General features: G+C 73.9%; 21 protein-coding genes and 1 pseudogene. 14 read left to right on the forward strand and 8 right to left on the reverse strand.

The window, feature by feature from the left end:
• Positions 1 to 86: 86 nt before the first annotated feature.
• The 5 genes from IO29_RS23730 (at position 87) to IO29_RS23750 (ending at position 4,435) form a co-directional block, all read left to right on the forward strand.
• Positions 87 to 959, forward strand: coding sequence for a polysaccharide deacetylase family protein (locus IO29_RS23730; RefSeq protein WP_030381351.1), 873 nt, complete (start codon positions 87 to 89; stop codon positions 957 to 959).
• Between the two features lie 52 nt (positions 960 to 1,011).
• Positions 1,012 to 1,263, forward strand: coding sequence for a hypothetical protein (locus tag IO29_RS23735; RefSeq protein ID WP_030381352.1), 252 nt, complete (start codon positions 1,012 to 1,014; stop codon positions 1,261 to 1,263).
• 107 nt (positions 1,264 to 1,370) lie between these two features.
• A complete protein-coding gene (locus IO29_RS23740; protein WP_030381353.1) occupies positions 1,371 to 2,093 on the forward strand; it encodes a peptidyl-tRNA hydrolase in 723 nt (240 codons plus the stop codon).
• Between the two features lie 119 nt (positions 2,094 to 2,212).
• Positions 2,213 to 3,505, forward strand: a complete 1,293-nt coding sequence (locus IO29_RS23745; protein ID WP_030381354.1) for an MbnB/TglH/ChrH family RiPP precursor modification enzyme — start codon at positions 2,213 to 2,215, stop codon at positions 3,503 to 3,505.
• 114 nt (positions 3,506 to 3,619) lie between these two features.
• The gene (locus tag IO29_RS23750; RefSeq protein ID WP_030381355.1) at positions 3,620 to 4,435 is read left to right on the forward strand and encodes a TIGR04222 domain-containing membrane protein; all 816 of its coding nucleotides are present in this window, start codon (positions 3,620 to 3,622) and stop codon (positions 4,433 to 4,435) included.
• A gap of 55 nt (positions 4,436 to 4,490) precedes the next feature.
• Here IO29_RS23750 and hemQ read toward each other — a convergent pair whose 3' ends face one another.
• Together hemQ and hemG are read right to left on the reverse strand one after the other, a co-directional pair.
• Positions 4,491 to 5,222, reverse strand: a complete 732-nt coding sequence (gene hemQ, locus IO29_RS23755) for a hydrogen peroxide-dependent heme synthase (RefSeq protein WP_030381356.1) — start codon at positions 5,220 to 5,222, stop codon at positions 4,491 to 4,493.
• 4 nt (positions 5,223 to 5,226) lie between these two features.
• Positions 5,227 to 6,687, reverse strand: a complete 1,461-nt coding sequence (gene hemG, locus IO29_RS23760; protein ID WP_030381357.1) for a protoporphyrinogen oxidase — start codon at positions 6,685 to 6,687, stop codon at positions 5,227 to 5,229.
• 262 nt (positions 6,688 to 6,949) lie between these two features.
• On the opposite strand from hemG, the gene IO29_RS23765 reads away from it, so the two are divergent.
• Positions 6,950 to 7,948, forward strand: coding sequence for a DUF4349 domain-containing protein (locus IO29_RS23765; protein WP_030381358.1), 999 nt, complete (start codon positions 6,950 to 6,952; stop codon positions 7,946 to 7,948).
• 76 nt (positions 7,949 to 8,024) lie between these two features.
• Positions 8,025 to 9,434: an FAD-dependent oxidoreductase gene (locus tag IO29_RS23770; protein ID WP_030381359.1), complete on the forward strand. Its 1,410-nt coding sequence runs from the start codon at positions 8,025 to 8,027 to the stop codon at positions 9,432 to 9,434.
• Positions 9,435 to 9,474: 40 nt separating this feature from the next.
• Here the strand turns inward: IO29_RS23770 and IO29_RS23775 are convergent, their stop codons facing one another.
• On the reverse strand, positions 9,475 to 9,798 hold the full coding sequence (locus IO29_RS23775) for a hypothetical protein (RefSeq protein WP_030381360.1): 324 nt from the start codon (positions 9,796 to 9,798) through the stop codon (positions 9,475 to 9,477).
• Between the two features lie 102 nt (positions 9,799 to 9,900).
• Here IO29_RS23775 and IO29_RS23780 point away from each other — a divergent pair, with 102 nt between their 5' ends.
• From IO29_RS23780 to IO29_RS35690, 3 genes are all read left to right on the forward strand, one after another.
• On the forward strand, positions 9,901 to 10,740 hold the full coding sequence (locus IO29_RS23780; protein WP_030381361.1) for a rhomboid family intramembrane serine protease: 840 nt from the start codon (positions 9,901 to 9,903) through the stop codon (positions 10,738 to 10,740).
• 157 nt (positions 10,741 to 10,897) lie between these two features.
• Positions 10,898 to 11,770 carry an aldo/keto reductase family oxidoreductase gene (locus IO29_RS23785; RefSeq protein WP_030381362.1) on the forward strand — a complete coding sequence of 291 codons (873 nt, stop codon included), beginning with the start codon at positions 10,898 to 10,900 and terminating at the stop codon, positions 11,768 to 11,770.
• A 375-nt stretch (positions 11,771 to 12,145) separates the two neighbouring features.
• Positions 12,146 to 13,195, forward strand: coding sequence for an alpha/beta hydrolase (locus tag IO29_RS35690; RefSeq protein WP_158709330.1), 1,050 nt, complete (start codon positions 12,146 to 12,148; stop codon positions 13,193 to 13,195).
• A 128-nt stretch (positions 13,196 to 13,323) separates the two neighbouring features.
• Here the strand turns inward: IO29_RS35690 and IO29_RS23795 are convergent, their stop codons facing one another.
• Complete coding sequence (locus IO29_RS23795; protein ID WP_030381363.1) at positions 13,324 to 13,767, reverse strand: winged helix-turn-helix transcriptional regulator; 444 nt, start codon at positions 13,765 to 13,767, stop codon at positions 13,324 to 13,326.
• Between the two features lie 147 nt (positions 13,768 to 13,914).
• A complete protein-coding gene (gene hemE, locus IO29_RS23800) occupies positions 13,915 to 14,991 on the reverse strand; it encodes a uroporphyrinogen decarboxylase (RefSeq protein WP_030381364.1) in 1,077 nt (358 codons plus the stop codon).
• 215 nt (positions 14,992 to 15,206) lie between these two features.
• On the opposite strand from hemE, the gene IO29_RS23805 reads away from it, so the two are divergent.
• From IO29_RS23805 to IO29_RS23815, 3 genes are all read left to right on the forward strand, one after another.
• Complete coding sequence (locus IO29_RS23805; RefSeq protein ID WP_030381365.1) at positions 15,207 to 15,875, forward strand: DUF3000 domain-containing protein; 669 nt, start codon at positions 15,207 to 15,209, stop codon at positions 15,873 to 15,875.
• Between the two features lie 378 nt (positions 15,876 to 16,253).
• On the forward strand, positions 16,254 to 16,910 hold the full coding sequence (locus IO29_RS23810; RefSeq protein WP_030381366.1) for a response regulator transcription factor: 657 nt from the start codon (positions 16,254 to 16,256) through the stop codon (positions 16,908 to 16,910).
• A 155-nt stretch (positions 16,911 to 17,065) separates the two neighbouring features.
• On the forward strand, positions 17,066 to 18,352 hold the full coding sequence (locus IO29_RS23815) for an HRDC domain-containing protein (protein ID WP_030993946.1): 1,287 nt from the start codon (positions 17,066 to 17,068) through the stop codon (positions 18,350 to 18,352).
• Positions 18,353 to 18,562: 210 nt separating this feature from the next.
• On the opposite strand, the gene IO29_RS23820 is transcribed toward IO29_RS23815, so the two are convergent.
• From IO29_RS23820 to IO29_RS23830, 3 genes are all read right to left on the reverse strand, one after another.
• Positions 18,563 to 20,716 carry a 3-hydroxyacyl-CoA dehydrogenase NAD-binding domain-containing protein gene (locus IO29_RS23820; RefSeq protein WP_030381368.1) on the reverse strand — a complete coding sequence of 718 codons (2,154 nt, stop codon included), beginning with the start codon at positions 20,714 to 20,716 and terminating at the stop codon, positions 18,563 to 18,565.
• On the reverse strand, positions 20,713 to 21,939 hold the full coding sequence (locus IO29_RS23825) for a thiolase family protein (protein WP_030381369.1): 1,227 nt from the start codon (positions 21,937 to 21,939) through the stop codon (positions 20,713 to 20,715). Before IO29_RS23825 ends, IO29_RS23820 begins: the two co-directional genes overlap by 4 nt.
• A gap of 202 nt (positions 21,940 to 22,141) precedes the next feature.
• Positions 22,142 to 23,161, reverse strand: coding sequence for a PLL family lectin (locus IO29_RS23830; RefSeq protein WP_030381370.1), 1,020 nt, complete (start codon positions 23,159 to 23,161; stop codon positions 22,142 to 22,144).
• Between the two features lie 81 nt (positions 23,162 to 23,242).
• Between IO29_RS23830 and IO29_RS39660 the strand changes: the two are divergent.
• Positions 23,243 to 23,409: pseudogene (locus IO29_RS39660) on the forward strand (NTP pyrophosphohydrolase); the annotation flags it as partial.

Genomic DNA, 23,409 nt, shown 5'->3' on the forward strand with positions numbered 1-23,409 from the left:
CGTCCGACGGGTGATGTCGGGGCCCTTCCCGGCGACAGACCCGGATGACGGCCGTTCCGTCACGTTCATCCGCTTATCTTCATGCGGTGATCCCTCTCGTACGCCGGCTCACCGCCGCCTGTGTGCTGGGGGCCGCGCTCGCCGCCTGCGCGTCCCCCGGCACACCGGACAGCATCCGTCCCCCGTCCCGTCCCCCGACGCACTCCTCGCACCCCCCGGCGACCGCGGCCTCCCCGACGCCCACCCTCGCCCCTGGTCCGGCCGGGCGGACCCCCGTCTTCGCGCACGGTCCCCGGAACGGCGAGGAGAAGGCCGTCGCCCTCACCTTCGACGCCGACATGACCGCCGACGAGGGGCCGCGTGCCGCCGCCGGGGAGCATTTCGACAACCCGCGGCTGATCGACACCCTGCGCACGCTGAAGGTCCCGGCGACCGTGTTCATGACGGGGCGGTGGGCCGAGGAGTACCCGGACGAGGCGAAGGCCATCGGCCGGGACCCGCTCTTCGAGATCGCCAACCACTCCTACAGCCACTACGCCTTCACCGGCGACTGCTACGGACTGCCGACGCTGGACGGCGACACGGACCGGATGCGCGAGGACGTCGAGCGGGCGTTCACCGCGATCCGCGCGGCCGGTGTGCCCCACCCGATGCCGTACTTCCGTTTCCCCGGTGGCTGCCACGACCGGCGGTCGCTGCGCGCGATCAGTGCGCTCGGGGTCACGGCGGTGCAGTGGGACGTGGTCGGCGGGGACGCCTTCGCGACGGACGCCGACGCCGTGGCGCGGCAGGTGCTCGACGGCGTCCGCCCCGGTTCCGTGGTCGTCCTGCACTGCACCCGCAGCGCCGCCCCGGCCACCGAGCGGGCGGTGCGGAAGGTCGTCCCGGAACTGCGTGCGCGCGGCTACCGGTTCGTCCGGGTCTCGGAGCTCATCGGCGCCTCGACGGGGCGGCACTGAGCCGGACCCGCGCCGGACCACGACTGTCGGTGGGCGGCTCTACGCTGGAGTCATGGTGGAGAAGACAGGGGAAGCGCGGCGGACACGGGAGCCGCGGGAGCCGGCGGAGTCCGCGGCGGACACGGACGGCTACTGCGCGCCCGCCGGGGCCACGGCGGAGGCGGAGCCGAAGGCCGACGGGCCGCCGTACGCCGAGTGCGTGCTGTGCCGGGAGCCGACGGAGTACCCGGAGTCCCGGAAGGGGATGACCCTCTGCCCCGTCTGCGAATGGCAGGAGGCCCAGCGGACCGCCTGCTCGGGCTGACCGGACGGCCGTGATCGCGCCCCTGGCAGACTGGGGCTGTGACGACCGACCCGATCCCCGACACCGCCGCCTCCCCGGGAAGCGCCGCCCCGCCCGCCCGGGCCGAGGTGCCGCCGCCGTCCGCGAGCGAGCAGGACAGCCCCTTCCGTACCGAGCCGACCGCCCGCGACACCGCACGGCAGTTCGTACTGCCGCTGGTCGTCCGCATCCAGCGGGCCGCCCCGCCGGCCCGTACGGACGCGTTGGAGACGGCCGCCCGGGCGGTGCTGGTGATGCTGAGCGACGAGCGGTCGCTCGGCGACGGGCCCTGGGCGCAGGCGGTGCGGGACTGGCAGGACGCCCGCATCCGCAAGGTGGTGCGGCGGGCGCGCGGCGCGGAGTGGCGGCGGGCCGAGGCGCTCGACGGCGTCACGGTCACCGGCGGCGCCGCCGAGGTACGGGTCTTCCCTCCCGTACCGCTGGACGGCTGGCCCAAGGACCTGGCCCGGCTACAGGTCTCCGGCACCGACCTCGACGACCCGGAGCCGCCGCCCGCCGCCGGGGCCGGCCTGCCCGTGCTGTGGCTCAACCCCGGGTTGGAGATGTCGGCGGGCAAGGCCATGGCCCAGGCGGGTCATGGCGCGCAACTGGCCTGGTGGGAGCTGTCCGACGCCCAGCGCGCCGACTGGCGGGCGGCCGGTTTCCCGCTGGCGGTGCGTACGGCGCCGGCGCCCCGGTGGGCGGAACTGACCGCCTCCGGGCTGCCGTTGGTGCGGGACGCGGGGTTCACGGAGATCGCGCCCGGCTCGGCCACGGTGGTCGCGGAGCACCCGGCGCTGCGGCGGGGCTGAGCGGGCGGGGCCCGAGGGGCCGGGCAACCTCAAATGTTGCTCTGAAGGGTGCTCGTGGGCGGTTCGGCCGGGCCCTCCCGGGCGATGACACCGTCACCTACGGGAGGAGGGGGCCGGGGATGGAGCGGTTGGGGACGGGGATCGGCTGGCGGCCGGAGATCGCGGAGGCCGTGGAGCGGATGCCGGGCATCGACTGGGTCGAGGCCGTCGCGGAGAACCTCTGCCCCGGCCATCTGCCCGACTCGCTGCTGCGGCTGCGCGAGCGCGGGGTGACCGTCGTGCCGCACGGCGTCTCCCTCGGTCTCGGCGGCGCCGACCGGCCCGACGAGGCCCGGCTGACCGCCCTCGCCGAGCGTGCCGAGGCGCTGGGCTCGCCGCTGGTCACCGAGCACATCGCGTTCGTCCGCGCGGGCGGCCCCGGCACCGGTTCCGCGCGGCTGGAGGCGGGCCATCTGCTGCCGGTGCCGCGCACCCGGGACGCGCTGGACGTGCTGTGCGCGAACGTACGGATCGCGCAGGCCGCGCTGCCGGTGCCGCTCGCGGTGGAGAACATCGCCGCGCTGCTGGCCTGGCCCGGCGAGGAGATGACGGAGGGCCAGTTCCTGTACGACCTCGTCGACCGCACGGGGGTGCGGCTGCTGATCGACGTGGCCAATCTGCACACCAATCACGTCAACCGGGGCGAGGATCCGGCGCGGGCGCTCGACGAACTGCCGGTCGAGGCGATCGCGTACGTGCATGTGGCGGGCGGCTACGAGCGGGACGGTGTCTGGCACGACAGCCATGCGCACCCGGTGCCCGCGCGGGTCCTCGACATCCTGGCCGACCTCGCGGCGCGGGTGCGGCCGCCGGGGGTGCTGCTGGAGCGGGACGAGGACTTTCCGTCGGGGGCGGAGCTGGAGGGGGAACTGCGGGCGATCGGGGAGGCGGTGGAGAGGGGGGCGAGGACGACTGCCGTCACCGCGGCCCCTGCTGCCGGCCGCCTCTCCGGCGCCGGTCCCGCCACCGCGTCCGACGCCGCCCGGGAGCGGGTCGGGCGTGCGGAGACCGCGCTGCTGGCCGCGCTCGTCGCGGGGGCGGCGGTGCCGGAGGGGTTCGACGCGGTCCGGGTCGGGGTGCAGGCGCGGGCCTTGGCGGCGAAGCGGGCGGGGGTGGTGGCGAAGGTGGCACCGGAGCTGCCGGAGATTCTGGGGGAGGGGTACCGGGCGGCGTTCCTGGCGTATGCGGAGCTGCGGCCGATGGACGGGGGGTACCGGCGGGACGCGCTGGACTTCGCGGAGCATGTGCTGGACGGCGGCGGGGCGGTGGGCGCACGGGCGCGCCGCCGGTTGCGTCGCTGGTGGCTGGAGCGCGCGGGCCCCACCCCGCCGGCCCGCCTCACCCGCGCGGCCCGCCGCCTCCTCGCCCACTGACGTCATGTCGTCCCCGTCTGCGGAACCACCCGCGGAAGCCCCCGCACCGCCCGTGCCGTCCGCATCGTGAGAACCCCATGGCGGTGACCGGCCGGTTGGTCTTGGATCAACGCCATGGTCTCGGTCCTCCTGCTGCTCCTGGCCTGGTGCGCCGCCGGCACGGCCTGCGCGCGGCTCTGCCTCGCCGCGGTCCGCGCGGCCACCGCTGTCGTCACCTCCGCCGGGACCGAGACCGCCGGGACCGAGACCGCCCGGAGCACCGGCGCCGCCGGCCGGGAGCGGGACGAGCCACGCGAACTCACCCTCTACGAGGCCGCGTTCCTGTCCGGCGGCCCCACCAGGGTCGTCGATCTGACCCTCGTCTCCATGGCGCGCGGGCGCCGGCTGCTGCTGGCGCACACGGGCTGGGTGACGGTCGTGGACCCGGAGCCCGAGGACGAGCTGGAACGGTCGGTGCTGGCGGCCATAGGGCCACAGGGCCAGTCCCGGATCGCCCCGGTGCGCAGGGCGGCCGCCGCCGCGGACGCCGTGCGCGGCCTCGCCGGCCGGCTGACCGCCGCGGGGCTCGCGGTGCCGGACGGGGACGGGGCGCGGACGACGGTGGCGGGCGCGGTGCGCCAGGTGCGGGCCGCCGCCGCGGCCGTGGTGGCGCTGGGCGCCGTCGCGCTGCTGATGCCGGAGGACGGCGGCGCGGCCGACTGGCTGGTCGCGCTGTGGTTCGCACTGCCGCTGCTGCTGAGCGTCAGCTGTCTGGCGATCGCCCGGGTGGAGGCCCATCCGTACACGCGGTGGGCCTCACCGGCCGGTCAGCGGCTGCTCGCCGCGGCCGTGGCCGCCGAGGGGACGGACCAGGAGCTGGCGCTGGTCGCCGTCCGCGGCACCCGGGCGCTCGGCGAACCGGAACTGAGGGCGGCGTTCACCCACCGGTAGCCCCGGCCCCGCGCGTCGCGGGACCCGGGACACGCCGCCCCCTTGATCCGTGGCCTCAGGCCAGTCCCGCCACCAGCTCCGCGACATCCTTCCGGCGGCCCGTGAAGAACGGAACCTCCTCGCGCACATGGCGGCGGGTCTCCGAGCCGCGCAGATGGCGCATGAGGTCGACGATGCGGTGCAGTTCGTCGGCCTCGAAGGCGAGGACCCACTCGTAGTCGCCGAGGGCGAAGGACGCCACGGTGTTGGCGCGCACGTCCGGGTAGTCGCGGGCCATCCTGCCGTGCTCGGCGAGCAGCCGGCGACGGTCCTCGTCGGCCAGCAGGTACCACTCGTAGGAGCGCACGAACGGGTAGACGGCGACGTAGTCGCGCGGGGTCTCGTCGGCGAGGAACGCCGGGATGTGCGCGCGGTTGAACTCGGCGGGGCGGTGCAGCGCCATGTTCGACCACACCGGCTCCAGCGCGCGGCCCAGCTTCGTGCGGCGGAAGAGGTTGTACGCCTCCTGGAGCTGGTCGGCGGTCTCGGCGTGCCACCAGATCAGGAGGTCGGCGTCGGCGCGCAGGCCGGAGACGTCGTACGTGCCGCGGACGGTCACGTCCTTCGCGGCGAGCTGGTCGAACAGTTCCTGGACCTCGTCGGCGTACCCGGCGCGGTCCTCGGGGAGCACGTCCTTCAGCTTGAAGACGGACCACAGGGTGTAGCGGATGACCTCGTTGAGGTCCTTGGCCAGCTTGCCCTTGTTCGGGATGCGGGCGGGCTCGGTGGTGGGTGCGTCGTCACTCATGGGGCTATTCTCCTGCTCCGGCCTGGGCACTTGGCACCGGGTGCGCGGTGAGTTCCCGCACTCCTGCGAGAGGGGCGCCGAGCCGCTCCACGGCGGCGTGGGCGCTCGCGACGCACGCCGGGATGCCGACGCCGTCGTACGCCGCTCCGCAGACCGCGAGGCCGGGCAGGGCGGCGAGGTGCGCGCGGACGCGGGCCACGCGCGCGTGGTGGCCGACCGGGTACTGCGGCAGGCCGTCGTCCCAGCGGGTGACCCGGGTGGCGACGGGCTCGGCCGCGAGGCCGGTCGCCGCGCGCAGGTCGCGCCGGGAGAGCTCGACGAGGCCGGTGTCGTCCCGGCCGAGGATCTCCGTCTCGCCGTACCGCCCCACCGAGGTGCGCAGCACCAGCAGTTCGGGGTCCTCCTCGGCGATCCAGCCCCACTTGCGGGAGGCGAAGGTGGCGGCCTTGATCGCGCGGCCGTCGACCGGGGGCACCAGGAAGCCGCTGCCCTCGGGCAGTGCGGCGTCCCGGCGGCGGTAGGCGAGGGTGATCAGCGCCATGGAGGCGTACTCGACGCCGGACAGCTCGGCCGCGGCGGCGGGCGCCTCGGCGCGCAGCAGCGTGGCGGCGGGCCCGGCGGGCAGGGCCACCACCACGGCGTCGGCGGCCAGTTCCCGCTCCCCCGCGGTGACCCGCCAGCCGTCGGCGGTGCGGCGCAGCGCGGTGGCGGGGGTGTGGGTGGCGATCTCGCCGCCGCGTGCCCGTACCGACTCGGCGACGGCGAGCGGCAGCCGGCCGACCCCGCCCTCGATGCCGGTGAACACCGGGCCGCCCTGCTTGGGTGCGGCGGTCGTACGGTCCTGGATCTCGCGGACGGCCGCCGTCAGGGAGGTGTGGGTGCGGGCGGCGTCGAAGAGCTGGGGGACGGCGGAGCGCATCGACAGCCGGTACGCGTCGCCCGCGTAGACCCCGCCGAGCAGCGGTTCCACCAGGCGGTCGACGACCTCGCGGCCGAGACGGGCCGCCACGTACTCCCCGACGGCCACGTCGTCGCCGATCTCCGTGGGCGGCAGGTCGGCGTCGCGTTCGATGCGGGCGAGGCCCTCCGCGGAGAGGAGCCCGGACAGCGCGGCGGCGGTGCCGGGGACGCCCATGACGTGGCCCTTGGGCATGGGGCGCAGGGCGTCGCGGGTCCAGATCGACGCGGAGGCGGTGGCGGGCGGTGTCAGGCGGCCGCCGAGGCCGACCTCGCGGGCGAGGGTGACCGCCTCGGGGCGGCGGGCCAGTATCGACTCGGCGCCGAGGTCGACCCGGACGCCGGCGATCTCGCCGGGCAGCAGCTTGCCGCCGACCCGGCCCGCGGCCTCCAGGACCGTCACCCGCGCGCCGCGGTCCAGCAGCCGGTGCGCGGCGGCCAGTCCGGCGATCCCGCCCCCGATGACGACGACATGCCCGGCCTGCGCACGGGCCTCCTCTGCGCTCATGCCTCCACCCTCTCAGACCCCACCGACAACCCGGCCCGGCCCCTCGCCCCGGGGGCCGTTCCGCGCGGGGAAGGGGCCGGCCGGCCCTCGGCGACCGTGCCGACCGGCCCGGCGACGCGGGGCCGGCCGGCCCTTCTCCCCCGCCCCGGTGTCCGGGCCGAGGCCGGACCGTGATGGGTTCGGTACGCCTGTCGGCCAACGTTTGCGGGTGGACGTACGTCGAAGTAGCAACTCGCACGTCGACACTCCGGGGGGCTCCCAGATGCGTACCACCTCACGTTCCGCACACCAGCACGCCCGTACCCGCGCCCGGTGCCCTCGCCGGCTGCCGGCGGTCGCGCTGCTGGCCGCCGCGCTCGCGCTGGCCGGCTGCGGTGCCGGCTCCGGGGACTCGGGCGCGGCCGGCGACAAGGCCGCCGCGTCCGGCGCGGAGGCACAGCGGCAGGGCGCGGCCGGCAGCGGCGCCGCCAAGGGCGACGCGGCGGGCGCCGGCACCGCCTCCAAGGCGCCGAAGCTCACCGCCGGCAGCATCATCCGCACCGCCTCCCTCACCGTGCGCGTCAAGGACGTGCCCAAGGCGCTCGGCACCGCCCGTACGGCCGCCGAGGACGCGGGCGGTTATGTCGGCGACGAGACCACGCGCCGGGACGCCGAGGGCCACGAGCACACCCGTGTCGTGCTGCGCGTGCCGGCCGGGAAGTACGACGAGGTCCTCGGCGACCTCCAGGGCACGGGCGTCCTGCTCCACCGCACCGCCAAGGCGGAGGACGTCACCGACCAGGTCGTCGACGTGGACAGCCGGGTGAAGTCGCAGCGCGCCAGCGTCGCCCGGATCCGCGAGCTGATGGACCGGGCGGACAAGCTCGGCGACGTCGTCGCTCTGGAGGGCGAACTCAGCAGCCGCGAGGCCGATCTGGAGGCGCTCCTCGCCCAGCAGGCCTCCCTGAAGGACCGGGTGGGCCTCGCCACCATCACGCTCTCCCTCACCGGGGCCCCGGCGGCGGCGAAGAAGGCGGCCGGGGACGACGGCCCCGGGTTCCTGGACGCGCTCGCCGGCGGCTGGGACGTGTTCCTGACCCTGCTGCGCTGGATCGCGCTCGCCGTCGGCGCGCTGCTGCCGTTCGCCGCGGTGATCGCCCTGGGGGCGCTGGTCTGGACGCGGCTCGTCCGCCCACGCCTCCCCCGCCGCCCCGCCCCGGTGGCGGCCACCTCCCCGGGCACCTTGCCGACGGCGCCGCCCGCCCCGGCCGACGGCGACTGACACGCGCGGATCCCACGGGGAGTCGACCGTCCGGCCCGCCGCACGGTCGGCTCCCCCGCCCCCGTAGCGTGTCCGCATGAGCATGAGTGGCACGCGCCCGGACAGGGGCGGCGGGGAACGACTGGTCGTGATCGGCGGCGACGCGGCGGGCATGTCCGCCGCGTCGCAGGCGCGCCGCCTGCGGGACCGGGACCGCCTGGAGATCGTGGCGTTCGAGCGCGGCCACTTCACCTCCTTCTCGGCCTGCGGGATCCCGTACTGGGTCGGCGGCGACGTCACCGACCGGGACGACCTGATCGCCCGCACTCCCGAGGAGCACCGGGCCCGCGGCATCGATCTGCGGATGCGCACCGAGGTCACGGAGATCGACGTCGCGGGCGGCAGGGTCCGCGCCCGGGACGCGGACTCCGGGGCCGAGTCCTGGACGTCGTACGACAAGCTGGTGATCACCACGGGCGCCCGCCCCGTCCGCCCCGAGCTGCCCGGCATCGACGCCCCCGGGGTGCACGGCGTGCAGACCCTGGACGACGGCCAGGCCCTCCTCGACACGCTCGCGGCGACGGAGGGCCGCCGCGCGGTGGTGGTCGGCGCCGGGTACATCGGCGTGGAGATGGCGGAGGCGCTCATCAACCGCGGCTACGAGGTGACCGTCCTCAACCGGGGCGCGGAGCCGATGGCCACGCTCGACCCCGACATGGGCCGCATGGTGCACGACGCCATGGCGGGCATGGGCATCACCATGGTGAACGACGCCGAGGTCACCGAGGTGCTGACCGGTGCCGACGGGCGGGCGCGGGCCGTGGTGGCCGGGGGCACGGAGTACCCGGCGGACGTCGTGGTGCTGGGCATCGGCGTGCGCCCCGAGACGGCGCTCGCGCGGGCGGCCGGGCTGCCGCTGGGCGCGCACGGCGGGCTGCTCACCGACCTCGCGATGCGGGTGCGCGGCCACGAGAACATCTGGGCGGGCGGCGACTGCGTCGAGGTCCTCGACCTGGTCTCGGGCAGCGAGCGGCACATCGCGCTGGGCACCCACGCCAACAAGCAGGGCCAGGTCATCGGCACCAACGCGGGCGGCGGCTACGCCACGTTCCCGGGGGTCGTCGGCACGGCCGTGAGCAAGGTCTGCGCGCTGGAGATCGCCCGCACCGGGCTGCGGGAGAAGGACGCGCGGCGGGCGGGGCTGCAATACGTGACGGTCACCATCGAGTCGTCCAGCCGCGCGGGCTACTACCCGGGCGCGGCCCCCATGACGGTGAAGATGCTCGCCGAGCGCCGCACGGGCCGGCTCCTCGGCACGCAGATCGTCGGCCGCGAGGGGGCCGCGAAGCGGGTGGACGTCGCCGCGGTCGCCCTCACCGCGGGCATGACGGTCGAACAGATGACGGCGCTGGATCTGGGCTACGCCCCACCGTTCTCCCCGGTCTGGGACCCGGTCCTCGTCGCAGCCCGCAAGGCAACGACGGCGGTGCGGGCGCGGGGCGCCTGAGAACTCGGGGGGCGTGCGCGCCCCCGAGCTGTAAGGCGCCCTACGCGGACTCCCCGCTCCCCCGCACCGGCTCCGCCGGCGGCCTCGGCGGCAGCGAGGACACGGACCCGGAGGAGACGGACGCCGCGGAGGCGGAAGACGCGGCCGGTGCCGCCGTCGCCCGTGCGTGCGCCGCCCCCCGCACCGACCGCAACCGATGACTGACCGCCTCGTCCAACGTCACCGGCCGCTGCATCTGCGCGGCGAGCCGCCCCGCCTCCTGGCCGAGCCGGGCGACGTCCTCCCACGGCAGACGCAGTACGAGCGCGATCTCCGCCTCGCCGTCGGGCAGGGCGTGCATCGCGGGGATGGCTCGGTCGTTCATCGTTCGTTCCTCACGTCGTCCCTGGACGGTCGAGGAGTCATACGCACGGGCGTACGGCCGCGTTCACCGGTTCGCCGGGGCCGTCCCGGGCAGTACTTCCTTGTGGTGATCCCCGTCCATGACGTCAACCCGGCGCGCCGCACGCCCTACGTGACGTATGCGCTCATCGCGGCCGACTTCCTGGTGTTCCTGCTCACCCCCGGTCTGTCGGGCGCGGTGGCCGGACAGAGCGACGTGGCGCAGCTGTGCCATCTACAGGCGTTCCTGGACCACTACGCGGCGGTGCCCAGAGAGCTGATCCACCACCAGATGCCGCATCTCGTGCCGACGGGCGAGGTGGCCGGGGGGCCGCACGGCACGGCGTGTCTGGCGGCGCCGCCGGACTACGACAAGTCGCCGCCGCTGTCGGTGTTCACGGCGATGTTCCTGCACAGCAGCTGGCTGCACCTGCTGGGCAACATGCTGTTCCTGTACATCTTCGGCAACAACGTCGAGGACCGGCTGGGCCATCTGCGCTACCTGCTGTTCTACGGCGTGTGCGGCTACGCTTCCGCGTACGGGTTCGCGCTCACGGACCCCTCGTCCACCACCCCCCTGATCGGGGCCTCCGGGGCGATCGCCGGCGTCCTCGGCGCCTACCTGGTGCTGTACCCGCGCGCCCGCGTCTGGGTCCTCGTTCCCTTCCTGATCTTCCTGCCGCTGCGCCTGCCCGCCTGGATCGTCCTGGGCCTGTGGTTCGTCCTCCAGGCCTTCTACTCCGCCGGCCGGGGCGTCTCCGACGCCGGCGCCGTGGCCTACGTGGCCCACGTGGTCGGGTTCGCGGTCGGCATGCTTCTCGCCTGGCCGCTCAGACGCGGCACTCCCCCACCGCCGGAGCCGCGCGGCATCCTCTTCGGCCGCCGGGCCCGACGAGCTCCGCGGGGGCCGGCCGCACAGGCGTGAGGCCCCCGTCCCGCCACCGGGCCGCCGCCTGCCACGTCCTTCACCAGCGGGTGCCTTACGCACTCTGAAGTGCCCTCTTCTCATTGGAGAGTTACTTTCCGAATATGGTGCAAGGCGCTGTCAGGCACCTCTGACGCCCGATTCGAAAGGCAGAGTCATGAGTACGTTCCCCGCCTCGCTTCCCGGTGGCACCTGGGCCTTGGGCGACCTGTCCGTCACCCGGTTCGGCTACGGCGCCATGCAGCTCGCCGGCCCCTGGGTCATGGGCCCGCCGGCTGATCACGACGGCGCACTCGCCGTCCTGCGCGAGGCGGTCGCCCTCGGCATCACCCACATCGACACCGCCGACGCCTACGGGCCGCACGTCACCAACCGGCTGATCCGTGAAGCGCTGCACCCGTACCCGGATTCGCTGCACATCGTGACAAAGGTCGGCGCGAACCGTGACGAGCAGGGAGGCTGGCCTCCGGCCCGCAAGCCCGACGACCTGCGCCGGGCCGTCGAGCACAACCTGGAGAACCTCGGGGTCGAGACGCTGGACCTGGTCAACCTCCGGCTCGGCGACGCCGAGGGGCCCCAGCCCGGTTCGCTCGCCGAGGCGTTCGAGACGCTCGTCGAGCTCCAGCGGCAGGGAGTGATCCGGCATCTCGGCGTGAGCAACGCCACGGCGGAACAGGTCGCCGAGGCGCGTTCGATCGCGCCGATCGTGTGCGTGCAGAACATGTACAACCTCGCCCACCGCCAGGACGACGAGCTGATCGATGAGCTCGCCGAGCAGGGCATCGCCTATGTGCCCTTCTTCCCGCTCGGCGGCTTCACCCCGTTGCAGTCCTCCGCGCTCACCGCCGTCGCCGACCGGTTGAAGTCCACGCCGATGTCGGTCGCCCTGGCCTGGCTGCTGCGACGGTCACCGAACATCCTGCTGATCCCCGGTACCTCGTCGGTGGCGCACCTGCGCGAGAACGTCGCGGGCGCGGCTCTCCCGCTCTCCGACGAGGACGTCGCCGAGCTGGACCGGATCGGCCGCTGACAACGCCGCTCGAGGGTCCTCTCCGTACGGCACGGGGCGGGCCCTCGGACGTTCTCCGGCCGAGTGCGGGAGCGACCGCGGACGACACCGCCTCGCCACGGTCCCGACCGTCCGGCCGGTGGGGGCCTGACGATCCCGACCGTCCGGCCCCCACCGCACGGCCCGCCCGGCACGGCCTTCCCCGGGACGGCCGTCCGCACCGGGCCGGGGCGCCACCCATCTCACCGGCTTCCCACTCCCCCGTGCCCGCTGCCCGCTGCTCCGAAGGCACCGGGCCGAACCCGTGGGGGACGTGCGCCACGGCGCCCGGAAGCCGCCGGCCGGAGCACCGGAGCACACCCTTTCTCCCACTCGCCACAGTCGCAGGAGGATTCCGTGGCCCTTGCCACACTCCGAAGTCGCGCGGTCCGTCGCGCGGCCCTCGCCCTCGTGCCCGTTTCCGTCGTCGCTGCCGGCATCCTTCCCGCACCGGGTCAGGCCGCCGCGACCAACGAGTCCCGGCCCTTCGAACGCCACACGATCACCCAGCACGTCTCGCTCACGGCCGGCGGCCGGGCCGACCAGACGCTGAGCGCGGTGGTCCACGAGCCGAGAGGTCGACCCGCCCGCGGCATCCAGGTCATGATTCCCGGCGTCACCTACGACCACAGCTACTTCGACCTGAGAACGAGCCGCGGCTGGGTCTCGCAGGCCCGCCGGGCGGCCGGGGACGGCTGGATCACGGTCGCCGTCGACCGTTTGGGAACGGGCAGGTCGAGCCGTCCGCCCGCAGACGACCTCGACAACACGGTCCACGCCCTCACCGTGCACGAACTCGTCACCCGTCTCAAGGCCACCTACAAGAAGCTGCCCGTCGTGCTGGTCGGCCACTCCCTGGGCAGCGCCGTCGCGCTCCAGGAAGCGGCCACCTACAAGGACGTCGACGCGGTCGCGGCGACCGGGTACCTCCACCACTCCGGTGTCGCCGGCGGACTGTTCAGTGCCCTGATCCAGCCGGCGGCCGAGGACCCCCGGTTCGCCGCGCACCCGGTGCCGTCCGGCTACCTCACCAGCCAGGACGGCCTGCGCCACCTGTTCTACTGGCCCTTCGACGCGGACCTGAGCACCATCGGGGCCGACGAGGAGACCAAGCAGACCGCCACCCCGGGAGAGGTGGCCGACTTCCAGACGGAGGCGAACAGCGCCGCCTTCGGCAGACGGGTCGACGTCCCGGTCCTGTCGGTCGTCGGCGAGCACGACACCTTCTTCTTCGACCCCGACCAGCGCGACGAGGCCGTCGCCGCGGAGCCCAGGTCCTACCCCGCCAGCCCCGACGCCGACGTGGTGACCGTCCGCGACGCGGGGCACGACCTGGCGCTCCAGCGCAACGCCGACACCACCACGCACCTCATCGACCGCTGGCTCGCCCGCACACTCGGGAAGTGAGAGCAGGGCGGTCCGGGCGGCTTCGCCGCCGTCCGGACCGCCGGTCGAGGCGCCGAAGAATCCGGAGTCACACGGGCAACGGCGTCGGCCGGGGGCAGCGACGGCACGTTGTCCGGTGCGGTGCTCGCTCAGGCGACGCGGGTGTCGTAGCTCTCGCGGTGGGTGAGCACGTCGTCCATGTGCGCCTCGGCCCAGGCCTTGAGACCACGCATCGTCTCGTACAGCGACAGACCCAGACCGGTCAGCTCGTACGAGACCGTCACGGGCACGGTCGGCACCACGGTGCGGGTCACCAGTCCGTCGCGCTCCAGCGAGCGCAGCGTCTGGGTGAGCATCTTCTGGCTGACGCCGGCCAGCAGGCGGGCCAGCTCCGAGTAGCGCATCGCCCGCGGCTCGCCGGCGCAGACGGCACCCGGCCCGTGCGCGCTGTCGCTGCCGAGCGCGGCCATGATCAGGGTGACCCACTTGTTGGAGAGCCGGTCGAGCAACTGGCGACTGGGGCAGGCGGCCACGAAGGCGTCGTAGTCCACCTTGGCCCGCGCCCTCTGCTGTGTCGCTGTCGTCGTCGCCATCCGCCACTCCTCTCGCCCGTGAGCGCCGCGCACCTCCGCGGCACCCACTTCCCCGTGGGAAGTTATGCACCAATAATGCTGCAAGGCGCTGCCGAATACCATCGGTGCCGCGGGAAAGACCGTCGGCCCGGGGGTGCGGGCGCGGGGTCAGCGCGCGGTGTGGGTGTGCACGTAGTCCACGACGCGGGTGAGCGCGTCCGGGTCTGTGGTCGGGGGCACGCCGTGGCCGAGGTTGAAGACGTGGCCCTCCAGGCCGGCGGCCACGTCCAGCACCTCCTGGGTCTTGGCCTCCACGGCCTGCGGCGTGGCGAACAGGATCGCGGGGTCCAGGTTGCCCTGGAGCGCCTTGCCGGGGCCGACGCGGCGGGCGGCCTCGTCGAGCGGGACGCGCCAGTCGACGCCGACGACGTCCGCACCGGCCTCGCCCATCAGGCCGAGCAGCTCGCCGGTGCCGACGCCGAAGTGGATGCGTGGGACGCCGTACCCGGCGACGGCGTCGAGCACCTTGGCGGAGGCGGGGAGCACGGAGCGGCGGTAGTCGGCGGGGGCGAGTGCGCCGGCCCAGGAGTCGAACAGCTGGACGGCGGAGGCGCCGGCCTCGATCTGCACCTTCAGGAAGGCGGAGGTGATCACCGCGAGGCGGTCCAGCAGGTCGGCCCAGAGCTGCGGGTCGCCGTACATGAGCGCCTTGGTGTGCTCGTGGTTGCGGGACGGGCCGCCCTCGACGAGGTAGCTGGCGAGGGTGAAGGGGGCGCCGGCGAAGCCGATGAGCGGGGTCGGGCCGAGCTCTCGGACGAGGATGCCGACGGCCTCGGTGACGTAGGAGACGTCCTCGGGGGTGAGGTCGCGCAGCTGGGCGAGGTCCGCGCGGGTGCGGATCGGCTGGGCGACGACGGGGCCGACGCCGGGCTTGATGTCGAGGTCGATGCCGATCGCCTTCAGCGGGACGACGATGTCGCTGAAGTAGATCGCCGCGTCGACGTGGTGCCTGCGGACCGGCTGGAGGGTGATCTCCGCGACCAGCTCGGGCCGCGTGCAGGACTCCAGCATCGGGATGCCCTCGCGCACCTTGCGGTACTCCGGCAGGGACCGGCCGGCCTGCCGCATGAACCACACGGGGGTGCGCGGCACGGGCTCCCGCCGGCACGCCTTCAGGAAGGCGGACTCCTTGACTGCGGGGTCGGTCGCTGACGGCTGGCCGCCCGGCGCGGGGCGTTGGTCCATGGCACTCACACGCCCCAGTCTCCCATGCGCGGCTCCCCCGGAACGCCGGGGGCCGCGCCCCCACCCGCCCCACGCGCACGTCCGGGGCCGGAGGGGCCGGAGCGCCTGGTGGAGGGGAAAGAGCAAGGGCGGAGGGGGCGCAAAAGCGCCCCCGGACACCGCCGCCCGGGTGTCCCTCCCCGCACGAGCCCGCACTTCCCCTTAATCTTCCCCGCATGGCTGCGGCTCAGGGACGACTGTCGGACGACGCTGGCGGAAGGGACGACACGACGGAGGAGAACCGGAAAGCGATGCAGACGGCCCCGCCCCCCTTCCGCGCGGCCGTCGAGGCCCTGCGCACCGCCCGGCTGCGACCGGAGATCGAGCTCTCCGCGACCCCGGCCCCCCGCCGGCTCGCCCCTTACGCCCACGCCCTGGAGGCCGCCGTCGTCGAGGGCGACGACGACCTGGCCGACGGCCGTCTCGTCCTCCTCCACGACCCCGCGGGCCACGACGCCTGGCAGGGCACCTTCCGCCTGGTGACCCTCGTCCGCGCGGAGCTGGAACCGGAGATGGCCGCCGACCCGCTGCTCCCGGACGTCTGCTGGACCTGGCTGACCGGCGCGCTCCAGGGCCGCGGCCTGTCGTACGGCGAGCCCAGCGGCACGGTCACCCGGGCGAGCTCGCACTACTTCGGCGGCCTGGGGCAGCGTCCCGCCGCCTCGCAGATCGAGATCCGTGCCTCCTGGACGCCCCGCGAGGGCCTCGGCGGGGTCCCCGACACCGCCGCGCACCTCGCCGCCTGGGGCGACCTGCTCTGCCAGGTCGCCGGCCTGCCGCCGGCCGGTCCGTCCGACGCCTCCGTGGTGACCCTCCCCCAGCGCCGGGGCCCCCAGCCCCGCTGACGCCCACCGCTCCGCCCACCCGAAGAGCCGCACACTCCGTGCGGCTCTTCTCTCGTGTGCGCCCGCATGCCGCCCGGCGGCGGTTCCGCCGTCCGCCGTGTCACCCCACCCGGCACCTCAATTTGTCGATATGACACCTCACGTTTTGTCGATACGACCACTTTCCGACAGCTATCGACTCACCAGCGACCCGATTCGATCTTCGGGTGATCGATCGCGCGTCCGAATTGCACGGATTGTTACTCACCAAATCGTGATCATTCTCTAAAGGAGCCCCCCGTCACTGCCGAAGACGACTGTGACCCTGAAAGCACGGTTCGTCCCGGCTTAAACCCCGAAGCCGGCCCCGTCCCCACCCCCCACCTCCCAGGAGGCCTGGTGTCCGTTCTCCTCGAGCAGCCCGCAAGCCTGGTCGCCTACCGCCCCAACAAGCCGACCGCCATGGTGGTCGTGGCCGACCCCCGGGTCCGTTCCACCGTCACCCGCCATCTGTGGGCGCTCGGAGTGCGTGACGTCATCGAGGCGTCGTCCGTGGCGGAGGCCCGTCCCCGAATCGGCAACCCTCGCGACATCTGCGTCGCCGACGTCCACCTCCCCGACGGCTCCGGTCTGACCCTGCTGTCGGAGACCCGCGCCGCCGGCTGGCCCAACGGTCTCGCGCTGTCCGCCGCCGACGACATCGGCGCCGTCCGCAACGCCCTGGCCGGGGGCGTCAAGGGCTACGTCGTCACCGGCACGCGCACCAACCTCGGACTCCCCGCCCGGCCCGGCGTCTCCCCCCTCGGCGCCACCCGTATGCACCGGCGCCCCCCGGGCGCCCCGAGCCACCCGGGCGGCTACCGCGAGCTGTCCGGGCGCGAGGTGGAGGTGCTGCGGCTGGTCGCGGAGGGCCAGTCGAACAAGGCGATCGGCGTCTCCATGGGCCTGTCGGCGCTCACCGTCAAGAGCCATCTGGCCCGCATCGCCCGCAAGCTCGGCACGGGCGACCGGGCCGGCATGGTGGCGGTCGCACTGCGCACCGGGATCATCCACTGACCGGCCGGCCGACGGTACGGCCGCCCGGACTCCCGGCCGGAAAGTCACCCGGGCGACCGGTCTCGTCCCGTACCTGACCGGTTTACGCCCCTCCCGCACCCGCCGACGGAACGTTCCGTCGGCGGGTGCGGTGCATCCACGGATACCCTTGACAGGTGACCGACGCCCAAGACACCGCAGCAGACAGCCCCCTGCGCACCGCGGAGGGCGCCCCTCCGGACAATGACGGAGCCGCTGCGGCTCAGGCCCCGGTCCCCTTGCTCGAACCCCGCGAGGGCATTCCGCCGGTGATCGCCGACGAGGCCGCGCTCGCCGAGGTGGTCGCCGCCTTCGCCGCCGGCAGCGGCCCCGTGGCCGTCGACGCCGAGCGCGCCTCCGGGTACCGCTACGGCCAGCGCGCCTATCTGGTCCAGCTGCGCCGCGAGGGCGCCGGGAGCGCCCTGATCGACCCCGTGGCCTGCCCCGACCTCTCCGGGTTCGGCGCGGCGATCGCCGACGCCGAATGGGTTCTGCACGCCGCCACCCAGGACCTGCCCTGCCTCCGTGACATAGGCATGCGCCCCACCCGTCTGTTCGACACGGAGCTGGCCGGACGGCTGGCCGGTTTCCCCCGGGTCGGACTCGGCGCCATGGTGGAGAACGTCCTCGGCTTCGTCCTGGAGAAGGGGCACTCCGCCGTCGACTGGTCGACCCGCCCGCTGCCCGAGCCCTGGCTGCGGTACGCCGCGCTCGACGTCGAACTGCTGGTCGACCTGCGCGACGCGCTGGAGAAGGAGCTGGACCGCCAGGGCAAGCTGGAGTGGGCCCTGGAGGAGTTCGACGCGATCGCCTCCGCGCCGCCCGCCGAGCCGCGCAAGGACCCCTGGCGGCGGACGTCCGGGATGCACAAGGTGCGCCGGCGCCGGCAGATGGCGGTGGTGCGGGAGCTGTGGCAGACGCGGGACCGGATCGCGCAGCGGCGGGACGTGTCGCCGGGCAAGGTGCTCGGCGACGCGGCGATCGTCGAGGCGGCGCTCGCCCTGCCGCCGAACGTGCACGCGCTGGCCGGGCTGAACGGGTTCGGGCACCGGATGGGGCGGCGGCAGCTGGAGCAGTGGCAGAGTGCGGTGGACCGGGCGCGGGCGTTGCCGGAGGCGGAGTTGCCGCAGCCGGGGCAGGCGGTGACGGGGCCCCCGCCGCCGCGGGCGTGGGCGGACAAGGATCCGGCGGCGGCCGCGCGGCTCAGTGCGGCCCGGGCGGCTGTCTCGGCGCGGGCCGAGGAGCTGAATCTGCCGCCGGAGAATCTGATCACTCCGGACACCGTGCGGCGGGTGTGCTGGGAGCCGCCGCGGGTGGTGGACGGGGAGTCCGTCGCGGAGGCGCTCGCGGGGTACGGGGCGCGGGCGTGGCAGGTGGGGCTGGTGGGGCCGGTGCTGGTGGAGGCGCTGCGCTCGGTGGGTTGACCGGCCCCTTCCCGGCCGGTCCCCGACCGACGAGATCACGCCAAGATCTTCGGCCGGGGTGTGGGTATGGGCATGGGAGTTCGCGCAGGAGGGTTTTCGCCCCCGCCGCCCCTACCCTTCCCGTCCCCGGGGGCAAGCCCCCGGACCCCCAAAAAGATGCGCAGTTCCCCGCGCCCCTCATAGGGGCGCGGGGAACTGCGCAATCCTGGGTTACGCGGGGACGCTGGCCACGCCGGGGGCGAGGAAGCGGGAACCGTTGACCCGGTCGGAGACGCCTTCGCGGTCCAGGTACGGCGTGATGCCGCCCAGGTGGAAGGGCCAGCCCGCGCCCGTGATCAGGCAGAGGTCGATGTCCTGGGCCTCGGCGACGACGCCCTCCTCCAGCATCAGCCCGATCTCCTGGGCCACCGCGTCCAGGACCCGCGCCCGCACCTGCTCCTCCGTCAGGACGACGTCGCCCTGCTTGAGCAGCGCGGCGACCTCCGGGTCCAGCTCCGGCTTGCCGCTGTCGTACACGTAGAACCCGCGCTTGCCGGCCTCGACGACCGCCTTGAGGTTCGGCGAGACGGTGAAGCGGTCCGGGAAGGCCCGGTGCAGCGTCTCGGAGACGTGCAGGCCGATCGCCGGGCCGACCAGCTCCAGCAGGACCAGCGGGGACATCGGCAGGCCGAGCGGCTCCACCGCCTTCTCCGCCACCGGCACCGGCGTGCCCTCGTCGATGACGTTCTGGATCTCGCCCATGAAGCGGGTCAGGATCCGGTTGACGACGAACGCCGGGGCGTCCTTGACCAGGACGGCGGTCTTCTTCAGCTTCTTCGCCACGGCGAACGCGGTCGCCAGCGAGGCGTCGTCCGTCTGCTCGCCGCGGACGATCTCCAGGAGCGGCAGGACGGCGACGGGGTTGAAGAAGTGGAAGCCGACGACCCGCTCGGGGTTCTTCAGCTTCGACGCCATCTCCGTGACGGAGAGGGAGGAGGTGTTGGTCGCCAGGATCGCGTGCGCCGGGGCGACCGCCTCGACCTCGGCGAACACCTGCTGCTTGACGCCGATCTCCTCGAAGACGGCCTCGATGACGAAGTCCGCGTCCGCGAAGCCCTCCGCCTTGTCGAGGACGCCGGTGACCAGGGCCTTGAGCCGGTTGGCCTTGTCCTGGTTGATGCGGCCCTTGCCGAGCAGCTTGTCGATCTCGGCGTGGACGTAGCCGACGCCCTTGTCGACGCGCTCCTGGTCGATGTCGGTCAGCACGACCGGCACCTCCAGACGGCGCAGGAACAGCAGCGCGAGCTGGCTGGCCATCAGGCCGGCGCCGACCACGCCCACCTTGGTGACCGGGCGGGCCAGGTTCTTGTCCGGGGCGCCCGCGGGGCGCTTGCCGCGCTTCTGGACGAGGTTGAACGCGTAGATGCCGGAACGGAGTTCGCCGCTCATGATGAGGTCGGCGAGCGCCTGGTCCTCGGCGTCGTAGCCCTGCTGGAGGTCGCCGTTCTTGGCGGCGGCGATGATGTCGAGGGCGCGGTAGGCGGCCGGTGCGGCACCGTGCACCTTGGAGTCGGCGATGAACCGGCCCTTGGCGACGGCCTGGTCCCAGCCCTCGCCGCGGTCGATCACCGGACGGTCGACGGCGATCTCGCCCTTGAGGACGGCCGCCGTCCAGATCAGCGACTGCTCCAGGAAGTCGGCGCCCTCGAACAGCGCGTCGGCGATGCCGAGTTCGTAGACCTGCGCGCCCTTGAGCTGCTTGTTCTGGTTGAGGCTGTTCTCGATGATGACGGAGACGGCCTTGTCGGCGCCGATCAGGTTCGGCAGCAGCGTGCAGCCGCCCCAGCCGGGGACCAGGCCGAGGAAGACCTCGGGGAGCGAGAACGCCGGGAGGGCCGCGGAGACCGTGCGGTAGGCGCAGTGCAGGCCGATCTCGACGCCGCCGCCCATCGCGGCACCGTTGTAGTACGCGAAGGTCGGCACGGCGAGCTGGGAGAGCCGCTTGAAGACGTCGTGGCCGCCCTTGCCGATGGCGAGCGCGTCCTCGTGGCTGCCGAGCAGTTCGACGCCCTTGAGGTCGGCGCCGACGGCGAAGATGAACGGCTTGCCGGTGACGCCTACGCCGACGATCTCGCCGTCGGCGGCCTCCTTCTCGACCTGGTCGATCGCGGCGTCGAAGTTCGCCAGCGACTGGGGGCCGAGGGTGGTCGGCTTGGTGTGGTCGTGCCCGTTGTCGAGCGTGATGAGCGCGAAACGGCCGCCCGCGGCGGAGCCGCTGTCGGACTCCGTGAGGGGCAGGTCGAAGTGGCGTACGTGCGCCTGCGTGACGACCTCGTCCGGGAAGAGCTCGGCGGCGCGCTTCAACAGGTCGGCGGTGGTGCTCACTTGTCGCCTCCGGCGTTCTCGAAGTGCGGGTTCTCCCAGACGACCGTCGCGCCCATGCCGAAGCCGACGCACATGGTGGTCAGGCCGTAGCGGACGTGCGGCTGCTCCTCGAACTGGCGGGCGAGTTGGGTCATCAGCCGGACACCGGAGGAGGCCAGCGGGTGGCCGAAGGCGATGGCGCCGCCGTACTGATTGACGCGGGCGTCGTCGTCGGCGATGCCGTAGTACTCCAGGAAGGCGAGGACCTGGACGGCGAAGGCCTCGTTGATCTCGAACAGGCCGATGTCGGAGATCGACAGGCCCGCCTTGGCGAGCGCCTTCTCGGTGGCCGGGATCGGGCCGTAGCCCATGACCTCGGGCTCGACGCCCGCGAAGGCGTAGGAGACCAGCCGCATCTTGACGGGCAGGTCGTTCTCGCGGGCGAATTCCTCGCTCGCGATGACGGAGGCGGTGGCGCCGTCGTTGAGGCCGGCCGCGTTGCCCGCGGTGACCCGGCCGTGCACGCGGAACGGGGTCTTGAGGTTCGCCAGGTTCTCCAGCGTGGTGCCCGGGCGCATCGGCTCGTCGGCGGTGACCAGGCCCCAGCCGGTCTCGCCGCCTTCGGGGCTGGTGCGGCGTACGGAGATCGGCACCAGGTCGGCCTGGATCTTGCCGTTGGCGTACGCCTTGGCGGCCTTCTCCTGGGAGCGCACGGCGTACTCGTCGGCGCGCCGCTTGGTGATGCTCGGGTAGCGGTCGTGCAGGTTCTCCGCGGTCATGCCCATGAACAGGGCGGACTCGTCGACCAGCTTCTCGCTCACGAACCGCGGGTTGGGGTCGACGCCCTCGCCCATCGGGTGGCGGCCCATGTGCTCGACGCCGCCGGCGATGGCGACGTCGTACGCGCCGAAGGCGACGGAGCCGGCCACCGTGGTGACGGCGGTCAGGGCGCCCGCGCACATGCGGTCGATGGAGTAACCGGGGACGGAGGTGGGCAGGCCCGCGAGGATGCCGGCGGTGCGGCCGATGGTGAGGCCCTGGTCGCCGATCTGCGTGGTGGCGGCGACGGCGACCTCGTCGACCTTCTGCGGGTCGAGGCCGGGGTTGCGGCGCAGCAGCTCCCGGATCGCCTTCACGACGAGGTCGTCGGCGCGGGTCTCGTGGTAGATGCCCTTCGGGCCCGCCTTGCCGAACGGGGTGCGGACGCCGTCGACGAAGACGACGTCCCTGACGGTACGAGGCACGATGGCTCTCCTCCAGGGTGCGGGATGGCACTGCCGCGGCACGCTGAGCGTGCGCTCAGAGTCTATGCTACTTACGGGTAACCATGCTGCCCAGTCCCCCCGCCGGGAGCGTCGAAGGTCACACTCCGCGCCTCCTTCAGGGACGCGGGGCGCACGGGGTGCACGGGGCTCAGCACCACCGGCGGTTGGCCGGCGAAGAGAACTAGAACGTCCGCCACGCCTCCAGCGCCAGCCCCGGCTCCGCCTTGCGACGCGTCATCCGCAGCTCCCCCGTCGCCGGGGACAGCGTCGCGGCGACGACCCGTCCCGCCTCGTCCTCCGCGAGCGCGACCCCCGCATCCGCCCCCACCGCGTCCCCCGACTCCGTCCACCACGCCCCCGCCGACTCCTCCTCCGCCGGATACGCCGCGAAGGCCACCCGCCCGCTCCCCGCCGCCCGCTGCGCCAGCAACGTGCAGGGGTGACCGTCCAGTTCGCATCCCACCGCCGCCACCGGCCCCGGACCCGCCGCCGGCAACAGCACCATCGGCTTCCCGCCGGAACGCCACGCGCACAGATTCCCGTGCTCGTCGCCGAAGAACACGGTGACGTGCTCGTCGGAGGTCGCGAGTGGCCGCAGCGTCCCCGGCCGCACCGGAATCCGCAACGAGTCGTCCGGCACCGGCCGCGCCCCCGCCTCCGGCTGCCGCCAGCACACGATTCCGCCCGGGACGGTGCCGTACACCTCCACAAGCCCCGCCCGGGTGGTCACCGCCACCAGGTCGTCGTGCAGGTCGCGGCCCTTGAGGTCGCGCCACGGGTCCCAGCCGCCCTTCTCCTTCTGGGCGATCATGCTCAGTCCGCCGCCCTTGTTGCGGACGAAGACGTGCGCACGGCCCTGCGCGTCGACGGCGACCGCCGGCGCTCCGGTGACCTTGCCGCTCTTGTTGGGGTGGCCGATCGGCGCCCAGTCCAGGGCGGCCAGCGCGGGCCGGAAGTGCGTCGAGTGCACGAGGCCGGACTCGCCGCGGACGGTGGGGCGCCAGGAGACGAGGTGGGCGTAGCGGTCGGCGCCCTGCCCCACGGCGAGGACGGGGTGCAGTTTCTGGTCGCCGCCGACCCGGCGAGGGGCGTCCCAGGCGCCGGAGGGGACGGTTTCCGCCCGGCAGAGGACGGAGTCCTCGGAGAGTTGGTAGACGCTGAGCCGGCCGTCGCGGCCGCGGAGGAGCCAGTCGCCGTTCACGGGCTCACTTTATGACGTGCGGGGGCGGGGGCCGGTGGGAGGGGCCGGTGGTGGTGGGGAGGCGCGTGCGACGCTTCTCCCATGGCCGAGTTGAGTGTGCCCCTTGTCGTCATCGATGCCGCGAATGTCGTCGGGTCCGTGCCGGACGGATGGTGGCGGGATCGGCGGGGGGCGGCGGAGCGGTTGCGGGATCGGCTGGTGGGGTGCGCGGAGGCGGGGGTCGCCGGGTGGGAGGGGCCGGTGGAGGT

The sequence above is a fragment of the Streptomyces sp. NRRL F-6676 genome, assembly GCF_000725625.1.
GTDB lineage: Bacteria > Actinomycetota > Actinomycetes > Streptomycetales > Streptomycetaceae > Streptomyces.